We start from the raw sequence: 14973 nt of genomic DNA on the forward strand, positions 1-14973 counted from the left end.
CACGCATATCGAAAACACTTACCTGCCCTTCCATTCGAATCGCGGCACCAGACACTAGAGGCTTTGCTTCTTCGACACATGCTCTATTGACCGAGAATCGAGTTGTGAATGTGTCGCTGCAGTCCAAAACCAAGTCAACTCTGGCGACAGCAGACCGTAACCCCTCCTCATCCAGACGTTTGGCAAGTACCTTCACTTCAACATGAGGGTTTATATTGCCAAGCATTTCAGCCGCGGAGTCTACTTTCATTTTTCCTAACGAGCTTTCGCCATGTAGAATTTGGCGCTGCAAGTTGGAAACATCAACATGGTCATCATCAACGATAGTTATGCAGCCAACACCTGCTGCTGCAAGATACATCGCAACCGGGCTACCCAAGCCACCCGCACCAATAATAAGTACTTTTGCATTCTTGAGCGCCAACTGCCCCGCAACATCGAATTTAGGCAACATGATCTGCCGGCTATATCGCAATAACTCCGGATCACTTAACTCTTGATAAACTTCGCGACTTTGCTGCTCGCTCACAATTCACCTCTATACAGATATAAAACTAGTCTTACCCAGTCCATTGGCCCTGGGTAACACGATCGTTACCGCCATAATCTTTACTTGTCTCGACCTGCTGATAACCCGCTTTTTTCAGTACTGACCTAACAAGCTCTGCCTGGTCATAGCCATGTTCAAAAAGTAGCCAGCCACCTGCTTCGAGAAACTCACGCGCATCATGCGTAATCTTTTTGATATCGGCCATCCCCTGATCTTCAGCAATCAGAGCAGAAGCAGGCTCAAATCGAACATCCCCTTCACGCAGGTGCTTATCTTTGGCATCGATATAGGGAGGATTACTAACAATCAGAGAAAAACGCTGCTCCCGGAATGCGGAAAACCAATCGCTGCAGAAGAACTCAACATGAGGAAGGCTATTCAAGTTTGCGTTTTGCCTTGCTAGCTCAATGACCTTTGGAAAACGGTCAACACCATTGACCTGCCATGCTGGACGCTCACTAGCTAATGCCAAGGCTATCGCCCCCGTGCCCGTTCCGAGATCAAGTACTGAAATGGCGGACTTATCCAACGGCAAATTCAAAGCCCTTTCAACAAGCACTTCGGTATCAGGCCTTGGAATGAGAGTATGCTCATTAACCTTTAAATTTAGAGTCCAAAAATCTCGCTGACCAATTAGGTGGGCAATAGGACGCCCTTTTTGGCGTTGTGAAACAAGAGAAAGAAAGTGCTCGGTTTGGTCTTGATCCAGACTTTTATCAGGCCAGGTCCGTAAATAAGCACGCTCGCAATCGAGCACGTGACATAAGAGCAGCTCAACATCCAAAGATGCCGAACTGCTTGTCAATTCGAGGGATTTTGCCATCGCCTCTGAAATAGTCAGTTGATGGCTCATATCAAACTCCAATAAGCTATATCTACTTATTACTCACCCATAGAAGTGAGTAATTCAGCCTGATGCTCTTGCAATAAAGGCTGTAACACCTGGTCCAAATCACCTTCCATAACTTCAGCTAGCTTATAGAGCGTCAAATTAATTCGATGATCAGTCATGCGACCTTGAGGAAAGTTATAGGTTCTGATTCGCTCAGAACGGTCACCACTACCTACGAGACTTTTTCGTTGATCTGATTGTTCTTGAGCATGCGCTTCCTGTTCAGCCGTCAGTAGCCTCGATTGCAACAAAGATAGAGCGCGAGCCTTATTCTTATGCTGTGATCGTTCGTCCTGACACTCAACTACCACACCTGTTGGCAAGTGGGTAATACGAATAGCCGAATCCGTTTTGTTGACGTGCTGACCACCGGCGCCCGAAGCCCGGAAGGTATCGATACGCAAGTCAGCCTTATTGATTTCGATCTCATCCACAGCATCAATTTCCGGCATCACAGCCACCGTACAAGCCGAAGTATGAACCCTGCCTTGCGATTCGGTTTCTGGAACACGTTGTACACGATGAGCTCCTGACTCAAACTTCAGGCTCCCATATACACCCTCACCGACAAGCCGTGTAATCACTTCTTTATAACCACCGTGCTCACCCAGGTTTTCGCTAACCACTTCAACCTTCCAGCCTTTCTTCTCAGCATAACGAGAATACATGCGAAATAAATCCCCAGAGAAAATTGCCGCCTCATCACCACCGGTTCCCGCTCGAATTTCCAAGAAAACGTTATTCTTGTCATTCGGATCTTTAGGTAACAAGAGAGTCTGCAACTCCTTATCAAGAGTTTCCAAAGAAGACTTTGCCTCTTTCAGCTCTTCTTGAGCCATCTCGCGCATATCGGCATCACCATCATTCATCAGCATGTTGGCTTCTTCGATGTCGTCCTGAGCTTGTCTGTAGCTAGCGTAACATTTCACAACCGGCTCAATTTCAGCATACTCTTTTGAAAAGTCGCGAAATTTATTCTGGTCTGTGATCACATCAGGGTCGCTCATAAGAGCTGCTAATTCTTCGTAACGTTCAGAAATACTGTCTAAACGAAGCAATAAGGATTCTTTCATGGAATAGTAACCAGCTAGATGACCTTAACTTAACTATAAAGCCTGAAGAACAAACGCTTTTGATAAAGTAAGGTCACAAAAATTCAATATGTAGGAAATTGCGCGGCATTTTAGCAAAAATAGCGGCGCGAAACAAAAGCTAGCTCTTGTAGAAAGATTTAGAACATCTCTAGCTCGCCATCATCAAAAGGATCGGCTTCAGGCTCTTTATACTCAAAGGACAAATTTTGATTTAATACTTTTGTGTGCAAACTACATTCAAAGACTTCTCGCCCACTTTGAAAGTTAAGCGTTAACATCGAAAAACCTTCGTCAAGCAATTCATCAAGCCGAATGCCAAACTGCTTTTGAGGGGTGCCGAGTTGCAGGTAGTGCTGATAATCGATGAGTTTGTTTTTGAGCGCCCCCATAAAACGATTAGCCAATTCGGAAATCCAGTCTTCAATCTCATGAGCTTGAACAAACTCGGCATCACCTTTAATTGGATAAGTTTCTCTTAGAATGGAGACAGGGCCTCGTAGTAGTAATTTCAGCTCCAGGTCATCGGAAAGCGCTTCGATAAATGCGCAAGGCAGGGCCAAGACCTCTTTTGCCGACTCTACAATTTCCAATTCGCATTGAATGCTTGCGAAAACGTCAATACATGTTTCTTTAAATAATAGGTGTAAGGGCTCCAGGGCGCTTCCTGCTTGGGGCATTTTGACTCCTTTCTATTCCATAAGTATTACTATCCCTACTAATATAGCCGAATGAATCAAAGCCGCCTTAGGATTTTTATAGTATTATGGAATAAAAATAATGCCCCCTGGAAGTCCATAAAATTTCTTTAGAAACAACAGGGTATAAGCATCTTCAAATTGGGTCAGAGTAAAGGCGTTTGTTTTACTCTGGCCCCAATAGTACACACTTAAGGAAAAAGGTTTGGATTAGACGCTACTCTGGCCCTGCAACGATACCCGCATCGTGTAAGCGGCCAATTTCAGCACTACTCAAACCAACCACTTCAGAAAGCACTTCATCGGTTTGCTGCCCTAGTTTTGGCGCCGGTTGCGCAGGCTGGCGTTCAAATGCCGAGAAGTTCCAAGGAGCTCCTGCTGCTCTGAATGAACCAACACCAGGCTGATCAATTTGGTTAAACATTGGATTGTCTAGCGAGCATTCCGGGTCACTATCTACCATTTCCTTAACCGTTTGATACTTACTCCAACAAACTCCGTTTTCATTGAAGCGAGACTCAATATCCTTAAAACTGCGCTTAGAAATATAGTCAGAAAATAAAGCCGAAATCTCATCACGAGACTCAAAGCGAGCACCTTCCTGAGAAAAATCACGTCCTAGCGTTGCCGCTAGCTGGTCCATTTTTTCAGCTGTTTCTGTAGCAATACACAAGGACTTCCACTGGCGTTTGGTCAAGCCAATCACCATGACACGCTCGCCATCAGATGTCGTAAAGTCTCGTCCAAACGCACCGAAGAGATAGTTTCCATAACGTGGACGCTCTTCTCCTAACTGCGCTTCAGCAATAAATCCTAAGTGCCCCATCACTGCCATGGCCGCATCAGCCAAAGCAATCTTAGTGTGCTGTCCTTCACCTGTGCGATAACGATGACGCTCTGCAGCTAACAAGCCCAGTGCAGCCATCTGTCCTGTCACCAGATCCCAGGCAGGAAGTACGTGATTCGTTGGCGAGTTACTATCAGAGGGGCCTGTCAAAAACGGTAAGCCAATGGCCGGGTTAACCGTATAGTCTACAGCCGAGCCACCATGCCTATCGCCTTGAACGGTGAGCTGTATCATGTCTGGACGAATTGCCTTAAGATCCTCATAAGACAACCAACCCTTAGGTGGAAAGTTTGTCAATAGCATTCCCGCTTCTTTGCCAGGCGCGGTTATAATTTGCTTAGCGAGTTCTGAACCTTCTGGAGACCTAAAGTTGATCGCTACCGAACGCTTAGATTTATTTAGCCCTGCCCAAAACAGACTGACATTATCTTTTGTAACGGGCCAGCGACGATAGTCCAACCCCCCCCCTATCGCATCTATTCGAATGACGTCCGCTCCAAGTTGAGCTAAAGTCATTCCTCCAAGAGGCGCAGCGACAAATGCAGAGGCTTCAACCACTCGCATCCCCGATAGAATCGAACTCATATTGACATCCTGTTAGGTTATTTTGTAATAAATTATTAAGAAACTATATATGACGCGAAGAATAAACCAGCTTAGCCGCTAAATCCACTCGGAACAAAGTTCAGATTTGTAACCAATTTAGTTTTTTGCTTTTCGCTTGACCCAGCTCGTCTATACTAGAACTAACGACTTGAACGAGCTAAAGATGAAACATGGACAAACCAAGCGTATACAGTCACCAAGACCCCTTAAAGAAATTAGGCTCCAGTAGCCCTTTACTTGAAAAGTTGCGGCTACTCCATGGGCACTTAAAACATCAGCATCACTATATTGACCGTATCGCCGTCGCCTTGTTTGATGCGAAAACCGATACCCTTAAAACCTTTGCTTGGAGCAGCGAACACGAAAGCCCTTTGACTCACTATCAAGCAAGTTTAAGCGATGCCCCTTCCCTGATAGAGATAATCAAGAGTGGGAATCCACGAGTCGTAAACAATATGGAAATTTTTTCTGACGGCCAGAATACCCATACGAGAGTATTAGAAAAGAGTCATTTCGGCTCTAGCTATACATTTCCAATGTATCAAGATGGGCAATTTATCGGCTTTATATTTTTTAACTCCTTCGAAAAAAACGTCTTTGAAGAAAGCACCTTGGTAGACCTGGATATGACAGCTCACATGCTCGTTCTTCTGGTATCCCATGAACAAGATGTGGTAGGTACCTTACAAGCAACTGTCAGAAGCGCCATGAATTTCACTCACCATCGTGACCCTGAAACAGCAATGCACATCGACCGAATGTCCCGATTTTCAAGACTAATCGCTGACGAGCTGGCGCATAAATATGGTTTTGACGACCAGTTTGTCGAGCATATTTTCCTGTTCTCACCTTTGCATGATATTGGCAAGATTAGTATTCCCGACTCTGTACTCTTAAAGCCAGGAAAGTTAGATGATCAAGAATTCGAGATCATGAAATCTCACGCAGAGAAAGGCAAGGAGCTAATCGATACGCTGTTAGAAAACTTCAGCCTAGATAGCCTCAACTACATCGACATTCTGAAAAATATCGCCCACCACCATCACGAAGCCTACGACGGTTCCGGCTACCCTGATGGGCTAGTTGCCCAAGATATCCCTATCGAGGCAAGAATTGTCGCAGTAGCCGATGTCTTTGACGCACTAACCAGTGAGAGACCTTATAAAAAAGCTTGGTCAAACGATGATGCTTTCGCAAAAATTGACGCCATGGCTGGCACTAAGCTGGATAGGGAATGCGTTGATGCACTAATTAAAAATCGCGAGCTAGTCGAAGAAATCCAACGACAATTCAAAGAAAATATTATTGGCTAAATACCCTTGGCTTGACGTCTATCAGTGTCACCTTTTTTTAATGTAGACAAACTAATATCGAGCTAGTCACTACCGGCTCATCACTCACAACAAGCATTAAGGGAATAAAACAAGTATGTCGAAAGTTAGTCTTGGCCAAAGCGCAAGTATCAGCAAACGTTTTTCTGAAGCAGAAGTAAATGCTTTTGCAGAGTTATCACTTGACTTCAACCCGGTCCACCTTGACGCCGACTATGCAGCCAAGACACCATTTGGTAAACAAATAGTCCACGGGATGCTTGTTTCAAGCCTTTTTTCTGGTTTGTTAGGAAAACACCTGCCCGGAGAAGGTACCATTTACTTGGGGCAGGACTTAAAATTCAAGAAACCAATATTTATTAATCAGGAAGTCACTGCAACAGTAGAGATTATCAACATACGTAATGATAAGCCCATCATTACGCTTAGCACCCTCTGTGTAAACGATCAGGGAGAAACCGTGATCGAAGGCGAAGCGGTTGTTATGTTTGCTGGCTAAATTATTGACTAATTGCTGCGGTACTCAGCTTATTCAGTACTGCGGCGATTTTAGATATGACTTGGTCACAACCTTGAATATCGTGACGCTTCTGTAAATACTCCGGATTGTTGTATGAAATTCTGACCTTATTATCATTATCCTTTTGAATCATTACTTTCTGCGGTAAATCGATTGCTACCGCTGGCGCGCAGTTCATTAGAGGTGTTCCTACCTTTGGGTTACCAAAAAGAATAAGCTCCGTCTCGGGCATAGCCAAATTAACGCTTTCCGCATTTTCCTTGTGATCAATTCTTGCAAACAAACTTAGACCTTTCGCCAGAATAATTGATTCAAATCGGTCGGCAGTTTTCTTCACTGTATACGGGCTTTCAAGTGATACCAGGCCTTCAGAAGCGATAGCACTGAATGAAGCCAAAAAGCCGCATAGGACCATCAACATTATACTTTTCATAATTTTTCCTTTTTATTATCTATGTACTTAAGCGACTCCTGGTTAATAGCATATAAGGTAGCACACTCAAGTTCGAGCACAAGCGGCTCAATCTGATAATTTTACTCGCTAGCCTTATTTGTACACTATACTGTTGTAGCATCAAATGCAGTTTCAAATTTGTTAATTCTCAGGTCCGTTTTAAACGAGGTATGGATGAGCAAGGACACAAAAATTGTCAGTAAAGTACTTGTACACGAGTTCGAAAAAACGTCATTGACCTTGTTAAAAGATGTTTGCATTGAAAATAATTTGGTTGGTTTAAGAGTCAAAACCGAGGACGACCATATCGGTCTCGAAGGCGCGTCGAGTGAGTTTGACGAAGTCCTGTCGTCAAATCTCGACCTGGGCAGTGTATTCCTGACCGAAGCGCCTGATAGTAGTGGCGTAAGTGGTTTAGATTTGTGCCTCCAGATTCACCGCAAACGTCCTGAACTACCGATATTTTTACGCAGAGTAACGCGTAAAGAACTTTCTCCTGAAGTCCTTCAAGCGATTGCTGGCAGCTATGAAAACAACAACATTGACCAACTTAACGGTTTGATCAACGAGTATATTTGTAGCATGTATTACCCTCTGGAGTTGGCCAAGGGCTTTCAGGAGATCTCTACTCAAGTATTTGAAAGCCTGATCCCCGGGGTAAAAGTTCATTGTGATTACCCCTACCTGGTAAAAGACCAATTAATCTATGGTGAATTGTTCACACTGATTCCTTTGGAAAGTGACTGGTGCCGTGGTTATATGATGCTGCAGACCACTGAAAAGGAAATCACTGATTTAATTCGCTCTGACGCAACTGCCATTCATTCAATGCGTCCGAATCGCAATGATATTAACTCGATTCTCAACGAAGCCACCAACCTGATTTGGGGTAAAGCACGCTCTTGCTACTTCTCTTCCGTTGAGAGTTTAGAAGGCAATCGTATTTATGTCCCAACGCTGGTAAACCACTCTCAAAAACATATGTCCTTTGGTTCAACCGAGCCTCAACTATGCTTTAAGTTTAAGCTGATCGACCCTAAATTCCGCTTTGATGAAATCACCATCTATCAACGCCTTATCTTCAACCTTAGCTGGTCACCTGAAAAGTTTACTGAAAACGATCAAATTGTAGAGCACCTGGTTGAAAATGGTGATTTGGAAATGTTTTAATCAAACAACAGAGGCCAAAATTGGATTACGAGTTTTTGTTTGATGAGAGTTCCCAGCCGCAAGCCCTATTTTCTAGCGGCCATGAAGCTATCGCTACTTACTTCAATATGGAGCTAAAGACTATCGTCGCAATTGACGAGGTTTAACAATAATAGACAAAGTGGAAAAAGGACAAATCACTCAATACCACTTTCAAGGCTCTGAATTTCAACTCAGGTTAGACAAAGTGGGAGCAGAAGTTCTTGCGAACGCTCTCGGTTATGAGGTCTACGAAGAGCTTCCTGAAAATACAGAATTATATGACCAGGAGCTCCAGGCAGAATGTGGTTTACTTGACTTCCAACAAGCCTTGCTAGAATGGCAGCGTTTTATTAAAAACAAAAGCCTGCCCTAGAACGATAGTTTCTTCTATCAGTTCATCACACCAAGCTTACGTTTTACATAGGTACCAGGGGCATCACATAAGACTTCAAGCTTTCCTGCTTCGGGCAAACGAGCTTCGATCTCTTCGCCTTTATAGGGCTGGAGCCAGTCGTTCCAATGTGTCCACCAACTGCCTTTATGGTGCTCACTCGCCGCGAGCCACTCATCCGCATCGTCAACAATATTCTCATTCGTCCAGTAAGAATACTTCTTCTTCGCTGGAGGGTTAACAATACCCGCTATATGACCGGACTCACCCAGCACAAAGGTTGCGTTGTCTTTGCAGATTTTGGCACCTTCATAGGTAACACGCCACTTGGCAATATGATCTTGATGGGTACTGATAAAATACAAAGGTACTTCTATTTTGGACAAGTCTATTTTGGTGCCATTGACCGCATAAGCACCTGGTTTAACCAAACGATTTTCCATATAGAATTTTCGCAGCATCTCGTTATGACAAGCACCGGTGATATTAGTACTATCGGAGTTCCAGTATAAAAGATCAAAAGGCGTCGGAGACTCACCCTTTAGATAGTTCTGGATATAGTAATTCCAATACAGAGAGTTCTCACGCAGTTTGCTGAATGAAACCGCCATCACTCTGCCATCGAAGTAGCCTTTTTGATTATTCTGATGTTCTATCGCTTTAATCGTATGGTCATCGATAAATACACCAATATCTCCCGGATCAGAGAAATCTGTCAAGGTCGTAAAAAGCGTTGCTGACTTAACACGAGGCTTTAGCTTACGCGCAGCCATATAGGCTAGCGTAGTCATTAATAAGGTGCCGCCAATACAATAGGCCGCCGCATTGATTTCACGGATCCCCGTTTGTTTTTCAACCACTTCTAGAGCATGTAATGCACCGTCGGTGACATAGCGGTCGAAACCGATATTCCGCTCTTTTTCAGTCGGGTTCAACCAAGACACCATAAAGACGGTCTGCCCCTGCTCTACCGCCCATCGCACGAGGGAATTCTTTTCTGATAAATCGAGAATATAGAATTTATTGACGAAAGGTGGAATGATCAGCAAAGGCGTCTCAGTGATTTTATCGGTAAGCGGAGAGTATTGAATCAACTCAAACAACTCGCAACGATAAACAACCTTTCCTTTGGTGGTCGCAATATTTTCACCTAGCTGAAAGGCCTCATCATCCGTCATGGTGATTTTTAAGGTATCAGCACTTTTTTCCAAGTCTTTTACAAAGCGCTCAAAGCCCTGCACCAGATTGGCACCGCGAGTTTTAATCGTAAGACTTAAAAGCTCTGGGTTTGTAGGAATGTAGTTTGAAGGTGATGCGGCATTAACGAGCTGCCTGACAAAAAACTCTGCTCTGCTACGCGTTTTATCATCAAGGCCTGGCATAGAATTAATGCTATCTAACCATGCACGACCGGTCACCAAATAAGCTTGCTTGATAAAGTTAAAATAAGCGTTTTCAACCCAGCCTTCATCACTAAATCGAAAATCTCCTTTTTCCGCCTCAACGACCGGCTCAACCTCTCGACCCGCAACCTGCGATAAAGCCGACTTAACGACACGAAAGTAATTCTTGCCCAAGTCTGCCGTTTGCTTTGTCGTTTCCCAAGGATGCTTTACAACCTCTTGGACATACTTTAGATAAGACTCTGTAGCATCACTGGCAACAGCCTGCAAGCTACCATGCTCTTCATTCAATTGAGTTGAAAGGTAAGTTAAAGCGCGCTGGCTTTCTTCCATTGCCTTGGCACTCATTTTCCAATAGGGATTATCAAAAAGGTTTTTCGTCATAAGAGCGTGTTCCTAATTATTCTTATAGAACAGGCAGCCAAAAGGGCTAAATACCCAATCTAGAGGTATAGATAGCGGTATGGAGAAAGTGCCTGCGAAAAAAGTCATGAACGGCCAGAACTGCTAAGTAGTACTGGCCTTCATTGTCATACCACTACTTTGCTTTACTTGTCGCTTTAGCAGCTGGTTTTGCTTCAGTTTTGGGCTCTGAAGCCGACTTCATAATTTCTTCCAACTCTTCACGAAACTTACTTCCAGCATCGCTAAGTGCTTGAATATCAGTCATCATCTGCTCGTTTAGCTCGCCAAAAGCTTCCATCTGCTCTTTAAAGAAATCCTGTAAAGACTCAGGGTCCTTTACTTCGGTAAATGCTTTAAAACGGGCCGATGCAAAGTCTGAATATTTTTTCGCCGACTCCATTTGTGCTTTGAAGGTTTCCTGCATAGAGCTGGTCATTAACTCACCAACTTTACTCATAGGCGCCAGTGATTCCTTTGCTTTTTCGTTTAGATCTTTCAAAAAATCTGTATTCAATTCCCTATCCTCATCACTGGGTTTAACAAAACATATCCTTGGCATATTAAGACACTTTTATGTCAGAGATATTTCTATTCGATTGTAATACTAGAAAGGAATAATCCTCAATGACCCAAGTCATAAAAGCGTCCCTCTCTTTAACTATGAAGCAATTTCTGCACCGGGCAACTTTCGCCCACTTTTTCCCAAAGCCCCCATTGCTCGGGCACTATCGATCAACTCTTGCTGAAACCTGGGATGCGCCAGCTGTATTAGTAGCTCAGCCCTTTCACTTAAAGATTTACCCTTTAAATCTACACAGCCATTTTCCGTCACAATATAATGCGTATCCATACGGGTATCGGTCACAGCCCCACCCTCTATGCGTGGGACAATTCGACTCACCTGACCTTTTTTTGCTGTAGAATGAAGCGCGATAAAAGAACGGCCATTCTCGGCCATATAAGCCCCCTCACAAAATCCAACTGCCCTCCGGTGCCTGAAAACTGCTGACCATTCATATGCTCTGCATTCACCTGCCCCGTCAAATCAACTTCGATTGCAGCGTTTACAGAAACCATATTATTGTTCTTACTGATCACTGCCGGATTATTCACCCAGGAAGCAGGATAACCAACGATCGAAGGGTTATCATCCATAAAGTCATACATCGCTTTGTCACCCAAAGCTAAGGTAAACACGTGCTTGTGCTGCATCCAGGATTTTTTCTTACCGGTCAGAACTCCCCACTGAATCAACCTAACCATCGCGGGCGAAAACAACTCAGAGTGCAGGCCTAAATTTCGGTGGCTATCTAACATTCCGAGCACCGCATTTGGCACACCACCAACTCCCATCTGCAATGTATCTTCATCATGGATATGTTCTGCAATCTGACTGGCAATTATCTTGTCTATTGGACCAGGCTCAGATAATTGCGTTTCGCACAGAGCCTCATCATGTTCGACCAGTGCATCAATCTCGGAAATATGAATGGTACATTCACCAAACGTTTTAGGCATATTCGAGTTAACCTCAAACACCACTCGCCTGGCTTTACGAATGACACTCGCGCCATAGTCGGCATTAGTCCCCAGACTAAAATAACCGTGTTTATCCATACTTGAGACTGTCACCATAAAACAATCCGGTGATATATGGGCAGTCAGCAAACGTCCAACCTGATGAAAATTAGTCGGTACAAACTGCATCCATGCTTCATCTTTTGACTCAGCCAGCGCTTGTCGGTCTGAGGCGCTTAAGAATAATGGCCTGGGCGAGATCCTCCCCGACAAAGACGGTTTAAGAAGCGTATTACGTAGATGTTCTGAGCCGTGCATGTAATACAAATTAAACGGCGCAACTCGCTCTTGTTCAGCGCATTCACTTAGCCAGCTAAGAAGTAGACGCGGCATGGCAACACTCATTCCCAGTATCAGGTTTGATACGCCAAGCATCTGCCCGGAAAGCTGCTCCTTGGAAATTTTCTTCGATTGATAAACGGCTTCAAGCATCTTGCTACTCCCCTTAAGATTCTTTTACTGTAAACCCAGTTTGAACAAACATTCTTAAGGCGGCGTGTTAGTTTAGTGAATTATTTCTTACAGGTGTGATTTCAGCTGCTTATGTCTTTTAAAAACCTATAGCTTTTTTGAGCAACATCAGCTTCAATATTGCACCAAATTAACGACCCTTCTAGCGTGAACAGCCAAACTATGAAAGCCCTAAGCATAAGCTCTCCACCAAACCTGGATAGCCTTGAACTGATAGAACAAGATCAACCAGCCCCGTTACCAGGCCAGGTAGGAGTAAGAATACGCTCCATTGGTTTGAATCGAGGCGACCTTCTATTCTGTCAAAACCGCTACTTTATCAAGCCAAACCCAGGAAGCAGGTTAGGCTTCGAAGCCGCCGGGATTGTTGACGCATTACCAGCTGACGGTAAAAGTAACTTTAAGCTAGGTGACAAAGTGGCCCTATGCCCAATGAGCTTTGATGTTCATTCACAAGGCACACTGGCAGAATATGGAGCCTATAACGAAGCATCGCTCATACCGAGCCCTGACTCGGTACCCGATGAACACTGTGGCGCAATCTGGATGGCCTACTTCACTGCCTGGGGAGGCTTGATTGAAGCGGGAGGCCTCAAACCGGGTGAAAATGTCGTTATCACCGCAGCATCAAGTTCCGTGGGTATCGCGGCTACCCAAATCGCCAACATGATTGGCGCAAACCCCATAGCCACCACAACTAGTCAAGAAAAGGCAGAAATACTGAGCCAACTCGGCGCACCGCATGTCATCGTCCAAGACAGAGATGATGAAGCTAACCTCAAATATGCCGAAGAAGTGATGAGCATAACCCAGGGAAAAGGAAGCGACCTGGTATTTGATGCCGTGGCAGGCCCTGGCACACATGGCCTGGTAAAAGCCTCAACACGAGGCGGTAGAATTGTAATTCAGGGAATGCTCGACAGGCGGCCCATGGATATTCACGCAGGTGTATTGATGAAGCGCTTGTTGACGCTAAAAGGCTATACGGTCGACCAGACACTAGAACAGGAGCAACAGAAGCAAAGAGCCATTACTGCAATTCGTCGCGGATTTAGCGAAGGTCATCTACAAGCAGTTATTGCTCAATCCTTTAGTTTGTCCGATTATCAGTCAGCTTTTTCAACCTTGTCTCTTAATAAGCATATTGGGAAAATTATTATCACGCCCTAGTAAGGAATGCTTTATACTGCCAGATATATAGACGCAAATAATAAAGATAAACCGGAAGGCCAGAATAAAAAATGCCTCATTACCATCAACAACTGCAAAGCCATGCTTTAGCTGACCTGACGAATAGAGCAAAGAGCGGCATATTAACCTATTTTGGTGTTTGGGTAATTCTGGCTTTTACCTTCAACCTTGATCAAGTCAACCCCAGCTTTCTCTATCTAAACACGGGGCTAATCATATTATTTGCTGCCTTGCGAATTGCTCATCTATTAATACTTAACCGTAGCCCCTCACCTAACATTCCCGTCTTACATCAATGGCTTGTCATCACTATTCTTGGTGCAGCACTTCATTGGGGCTGCATGTCGGCCTGGGTTATCTATGATGACAGTTTAACAGTGATGCAAACCGCTATTTTAATTATTACCCCCGCCTTCACTGTCGGCGGTGCTAGTACACTGAGCATATCTTCGGAAATCCGGACTCTCTACCCTATCTTTATGCTTCTGCCCGTGATTGGCGCCTTGATTCATGATGGCAGTACCAGCAACTTAATGTATGCCTTGTTATGCAGTATCTGCCTGACTTACATATTCACCTCTTCCAAAGCGAGCCATAACGACTACTGGTCTGCGATTACCAATCACTTGGTTGCAGAAGAGAGGGCTGAGCTCATGGAACAATTAAGCACCACAGATCCGCTCACACAGCTAAAGAATCGAATGTTCTTTGATAAAGAATACAGTAAAGAGTGGAAACGCTGCTCGCGAATGTCCTGCCCATTAAGTCTCATTATGATTGACCTGGATTTCTTCAAAAACCTCAATGATAACTATGGTCACATGTTTGGCGATGACTGTTTGAAGAAAACAGCCAAAGCGATCAACGATGAGGTTGCCCGACCTTCTGACTGCGTCGCACGCTACGGCGGTGAAGAGTTTATCGTTTTGCTACCTAATACAAACAAAAATGGTGCCGAGAATATTGCCAAGCGCATGCTTAAGGCAGTATCAGACTTAGAGTTCGAAATAGATGGTCAAGTCATCAATATTACCTGCTCCATTGGTGGTGCAACCACGACACCAAATTTTCGTAATGACCGAAGCGAGTTAGTAAAAGAAGCGGATACTGCACTTTATTACGCAAAAGAGCATGGTAGAAACCAATATTATGCACTTTCCTGAAGTCAGCACACGCCAGCTTAATTTATAAGTAGTACCAATTAGATATAGACCTGGCAACAAATACTTTTCCCAACTAACCAGCTAAATTCATTCGAAAGAAAATATAGCCTCAGCCAAAAGCTTTTTTTACCCTTTTTTTTCCTATATTATGGCCGGTTAATTATAGTTAACACCCATTTTTTTAGATTTTT

15 protein-coding genes and 1 pseudogene are annotated in these 14973 nt (G+C 44.1%); 7 read left to right on the forward strand and 9 right to left on the reverse strand.

Going from position 1 to position 14973, the window contains the following annotated elements:
- From A3756_RS16160 to A3756_RS16180, 5 genes are all read right to left on the reverse strand, one after another.
- Positions 1-529 (reverse strand): ThiF family adenylyltransferase (locus A3756_RS16160; RefSeq protein WP_231875555.1); only part of this gene is annotated, 529 nt, incomplete at its 3' end.
- 31 nt (positions 530-560) lie between these two features.
- Positions 561-1403: a peptide chain release factor N(5)-glutamine methyltransferase gene (prmC, locus tag A3756_RS16165; protein ID WP_068513801.1), complete on the reverse strand. Its 843-nt coding sequence runs from the start codon at positions 1401-1403 to the stop codon at positions 561-563.
- A gap of 29 nt (positions 1404-1432) precedes the next feature.
- Entirely contained in the window at positions 1433-2515 is a 1083-nt protein-coding gene (gene prfA / locus A3756_RS16170) for a peptide chain release factor 1 (protein WP_068513797.1), read from the reverse strand.
- Positions 2516-2673: 158 nt separating this feature from the next.
- Positions 2674-3213 (reverse strand): hypothetical protein, encoded by a 540-nt coding sequence (locus tag A3756_RS16175; protein ID WP_068513794.1) that lies wholly within the window; start codon positions 3211-3213, stop codon positions 2674-2676.
- Between the two features lie 235 nt (positions 3214-3448).
- Positions 3449-4663 (reverse strand): CoA transferase, encoded by a 1215-nt coding sequence (locus A3756_RS16180; RefSeq protein ID WP_068513791.1) that lies wholly within the window; start codon positions 4661-4663, stop codon positions 3449-3451.
- 191 nt (positions 4664-4854) lie between these two features.
- Between A3756_RS16180 and A3756_RS16185 the strand changes: the two genes are divergently transcribed.
- Together A3756_RS16185 and A3756_RS16190 are read left to right on the forward strand one after the other, a co-directional pair.
- Complete coding sequence (locus tag A3756_RS16185) at positions 4855-5997, forward strand: HD-GYP domain-containing protein (protein WP_068513789.1); 1143 nt, start codon at positions 4855-4857, stop codon at positions 5995-5997.
- Between the two features lie 115 nt (positions 5998-6112).
- Entirely contained in the window at positions 6113-6514 is a 402-nt protein-coding gene (locus A3756_RS16190) for a MaoC family dehydratase (protein ID WP_068513786.1), read from the forward strand.
- A 1-nt stretch (position 6515) separates the two neighbouring features.
- Here the strand turns inward: A3756_RS16190 and A3756_RS16195 are convergent, their stop codons facing one another.
- Complete coding sequence (locus A3756_RS16195) at positions 6516-6968, reverse strand: DUF302 domain-containing protein (RefSeq protein WP_068513781.1); 453 nt, start codon at positions 6966-6968, stop codon at positions 6516-6518.
- Between the two features lie 195 nt (positions 6969-7163).
- Here A3756_RS16195 and A3756_RS16200 point away from each other — a divergent pair, with 195 nt between their 5' ends.
- From A3756_RS16200 to A3756_RS16205, 3 genes are read left to right on the forward strand one after another with little or no spacing between them, the layout of a single operon-like run.
- Positions 7164-8159 carry a chemotaxis protein CheX gene (locus A3756_RS16200; protein WP_068553928.1) on the forward strand — a complete coding sequence of 332 codons (996 nt, stop codon included), beginning with the start codon at positions 7164-7166 and terminating at the stop codon, positions 8157-8159.
- 20 nt (positions 8160-8179) lie between these two features.
- Entirely contained in the window at positions 8180-8305 is a 126-nt protein-coding gene (locus A3756_RS29000; protein ID WP_197469622.1) for a YacL family protein, read from the forward strand.
- 14 nt (positions 8306-8319) lie between these two features.
- Positions 8320-8553 carry a YacL family protein gene (locus tag A3756_RS16205; RefSeq protein ID WP_197469623.1) on the forward strand — a complete coding sequence of 78 codons (234 nt, stop codon included), beginning with the start codon at positions 8320-8322 and terminating at the stop codon, positions 8551-8553.
- A 17-nt stretch (positions 8554-8570) separates the two neighbouring features.
- Here the strand turns inward: A3756_RS16205 and phaC are convergent, their stop codons facing one another.
- From phaC to A3756_RS28765, 3 genes and pseudogenes are all read right to left on the reverse strand, one after another.
- Entirely contained in the window at positions 8571-10358 is a 1788-nt protein-coding gene (phaC, locus tag A3756_RS16210; RefSeq protein WP_068513780.1) for a class I poly(R)-hydroxyalkanoic acid synthase, read from the reverse strand.
- Between the two features lie 154 nt (positions 10359-10512).
- Positions 10513-10893, reverse strand: a complete 381-nt coding sequence (locus A3756_RS16215) for a phasin family protein (protein WP_068511741.1) — start codon at positions 10891-10893, stop codon at positions 10513-10515.
- Between the two features lie 144 nt (positions 10894-11037).
- Positions 11038-12389 (reverse strand): annotated as a pseudogene (locus A3756_RS28765) (acetyl-CoA hydrolase/transferase family protein).
- Positions 12390-12590: 201 nt separating this feature from the next.
- Here A3756_RS28765 and A3756_RS16225 point away from each other — a divergent pair.
- Positions 12591-13598: a zinc-dependent alcohol dehydrogenase family protein gene (locus A3756_RS16225; protein ID WP_068513777.1), complete on the forward strand. Its 1008-nt coding sequence runs from the start codon at positions 12591-12593 to the stop codon at positions 13596-13598.
- Positions 13599-13669: 71 nt separating this feature from the next.
- A complete protein-coding gene (locus A3756_RS16230; RefSeq protein WP_068513774.1) occupies positions 13670-14782 on the forward strand; it encodes a GGDEF domain-containing protein in 1113 nt (370 codons plus the stop codon).
- Positions 14783-14973: the final 191 nt, after the last annotated feature.

The organism is Oleiphilus sp. HI0086, assembly GCF_001635225.1.

Excerpts from the sequence above, each read along its gene's own strand:
- A3756_RS16200 (WP_068553928.1), top strand. The coding sequence starts at position 7,164 with ATGAGCAAGGACACAAAAATTGTCAGTAAAGTACTTGTACACGAGTTC.
- A3756_RS16180 (WP_068513791.1), bottom strand. The coding sequence starts at position 4,663 with ATGAGTTCGATTCTATCGGGGATGCGAGTGGTTGAAGCCTCTGCATTT.
- phaC (WP_068513780.1), bottom strand. The coding sequence starts at position 10,358 with ATGACGAAAAACCTTTTTGATAATCCCTATTGGAAAATGAGTGCCAAG.
- A3756_RS16230 (WP_068513774.1), top strand. The coding sequence starts at position 13,670 with ATGCCTCATTACCATCAACAACTGCAAAGCCATGCTTTAGCTGACCTG.
- A3756_RS16190 (WP_068513786.1), top strand. The coding sequence starts at position 6,113 with ATGTCGAAAGTTAGTCTTGGCCAAAGCGCAAGTATCAGCAAACGTTTT.
- A3756_RS16185 (WP_068513789.1), top strand. The coding sequence starts at position 4,855 with ATGGACAAACCAAGCGTATACAGTCACCAAGACCCCTTAAAGAAATTA.
- prmC (WP_068513801.1), bottom strand. The coding sequence starts at position 1,403 with ATGAGCCATCAACTGACTATTTCAGAGGCGATGGCAAAATCCCTCGAA.
- A3756_RS16195 (WP_068513781.1), bottom strand. The coding sequence starts at position 6,968 with ATGAAAAGTATAATGTTGATGGTCCTATGCGGCTTTTTGGCTTCATTC.
- prfA (WP_068513797.1), bottom strand. The coding sequence starts at position 2,515 with ATGAAAGAATCCTTATTGCTTCGTTTAGACAGTATTTCTGAACGTTAC.
- A3756_RS16175 (WP_068513794.1), bottom strand. The coding sequence starts at position 3,213 with ATGCCCCAAGCAGGAAGCGCCCTGGAGCCCTTACACCTATTATTTAAA.
- A3756_RS16225 (WP_068513777.1), top strand. The coding sequence starts at position 12,591 with ATGAAAGCCCTAAGCATAAGCTCTCCACCAAACCTGGATAGCCTTGAA.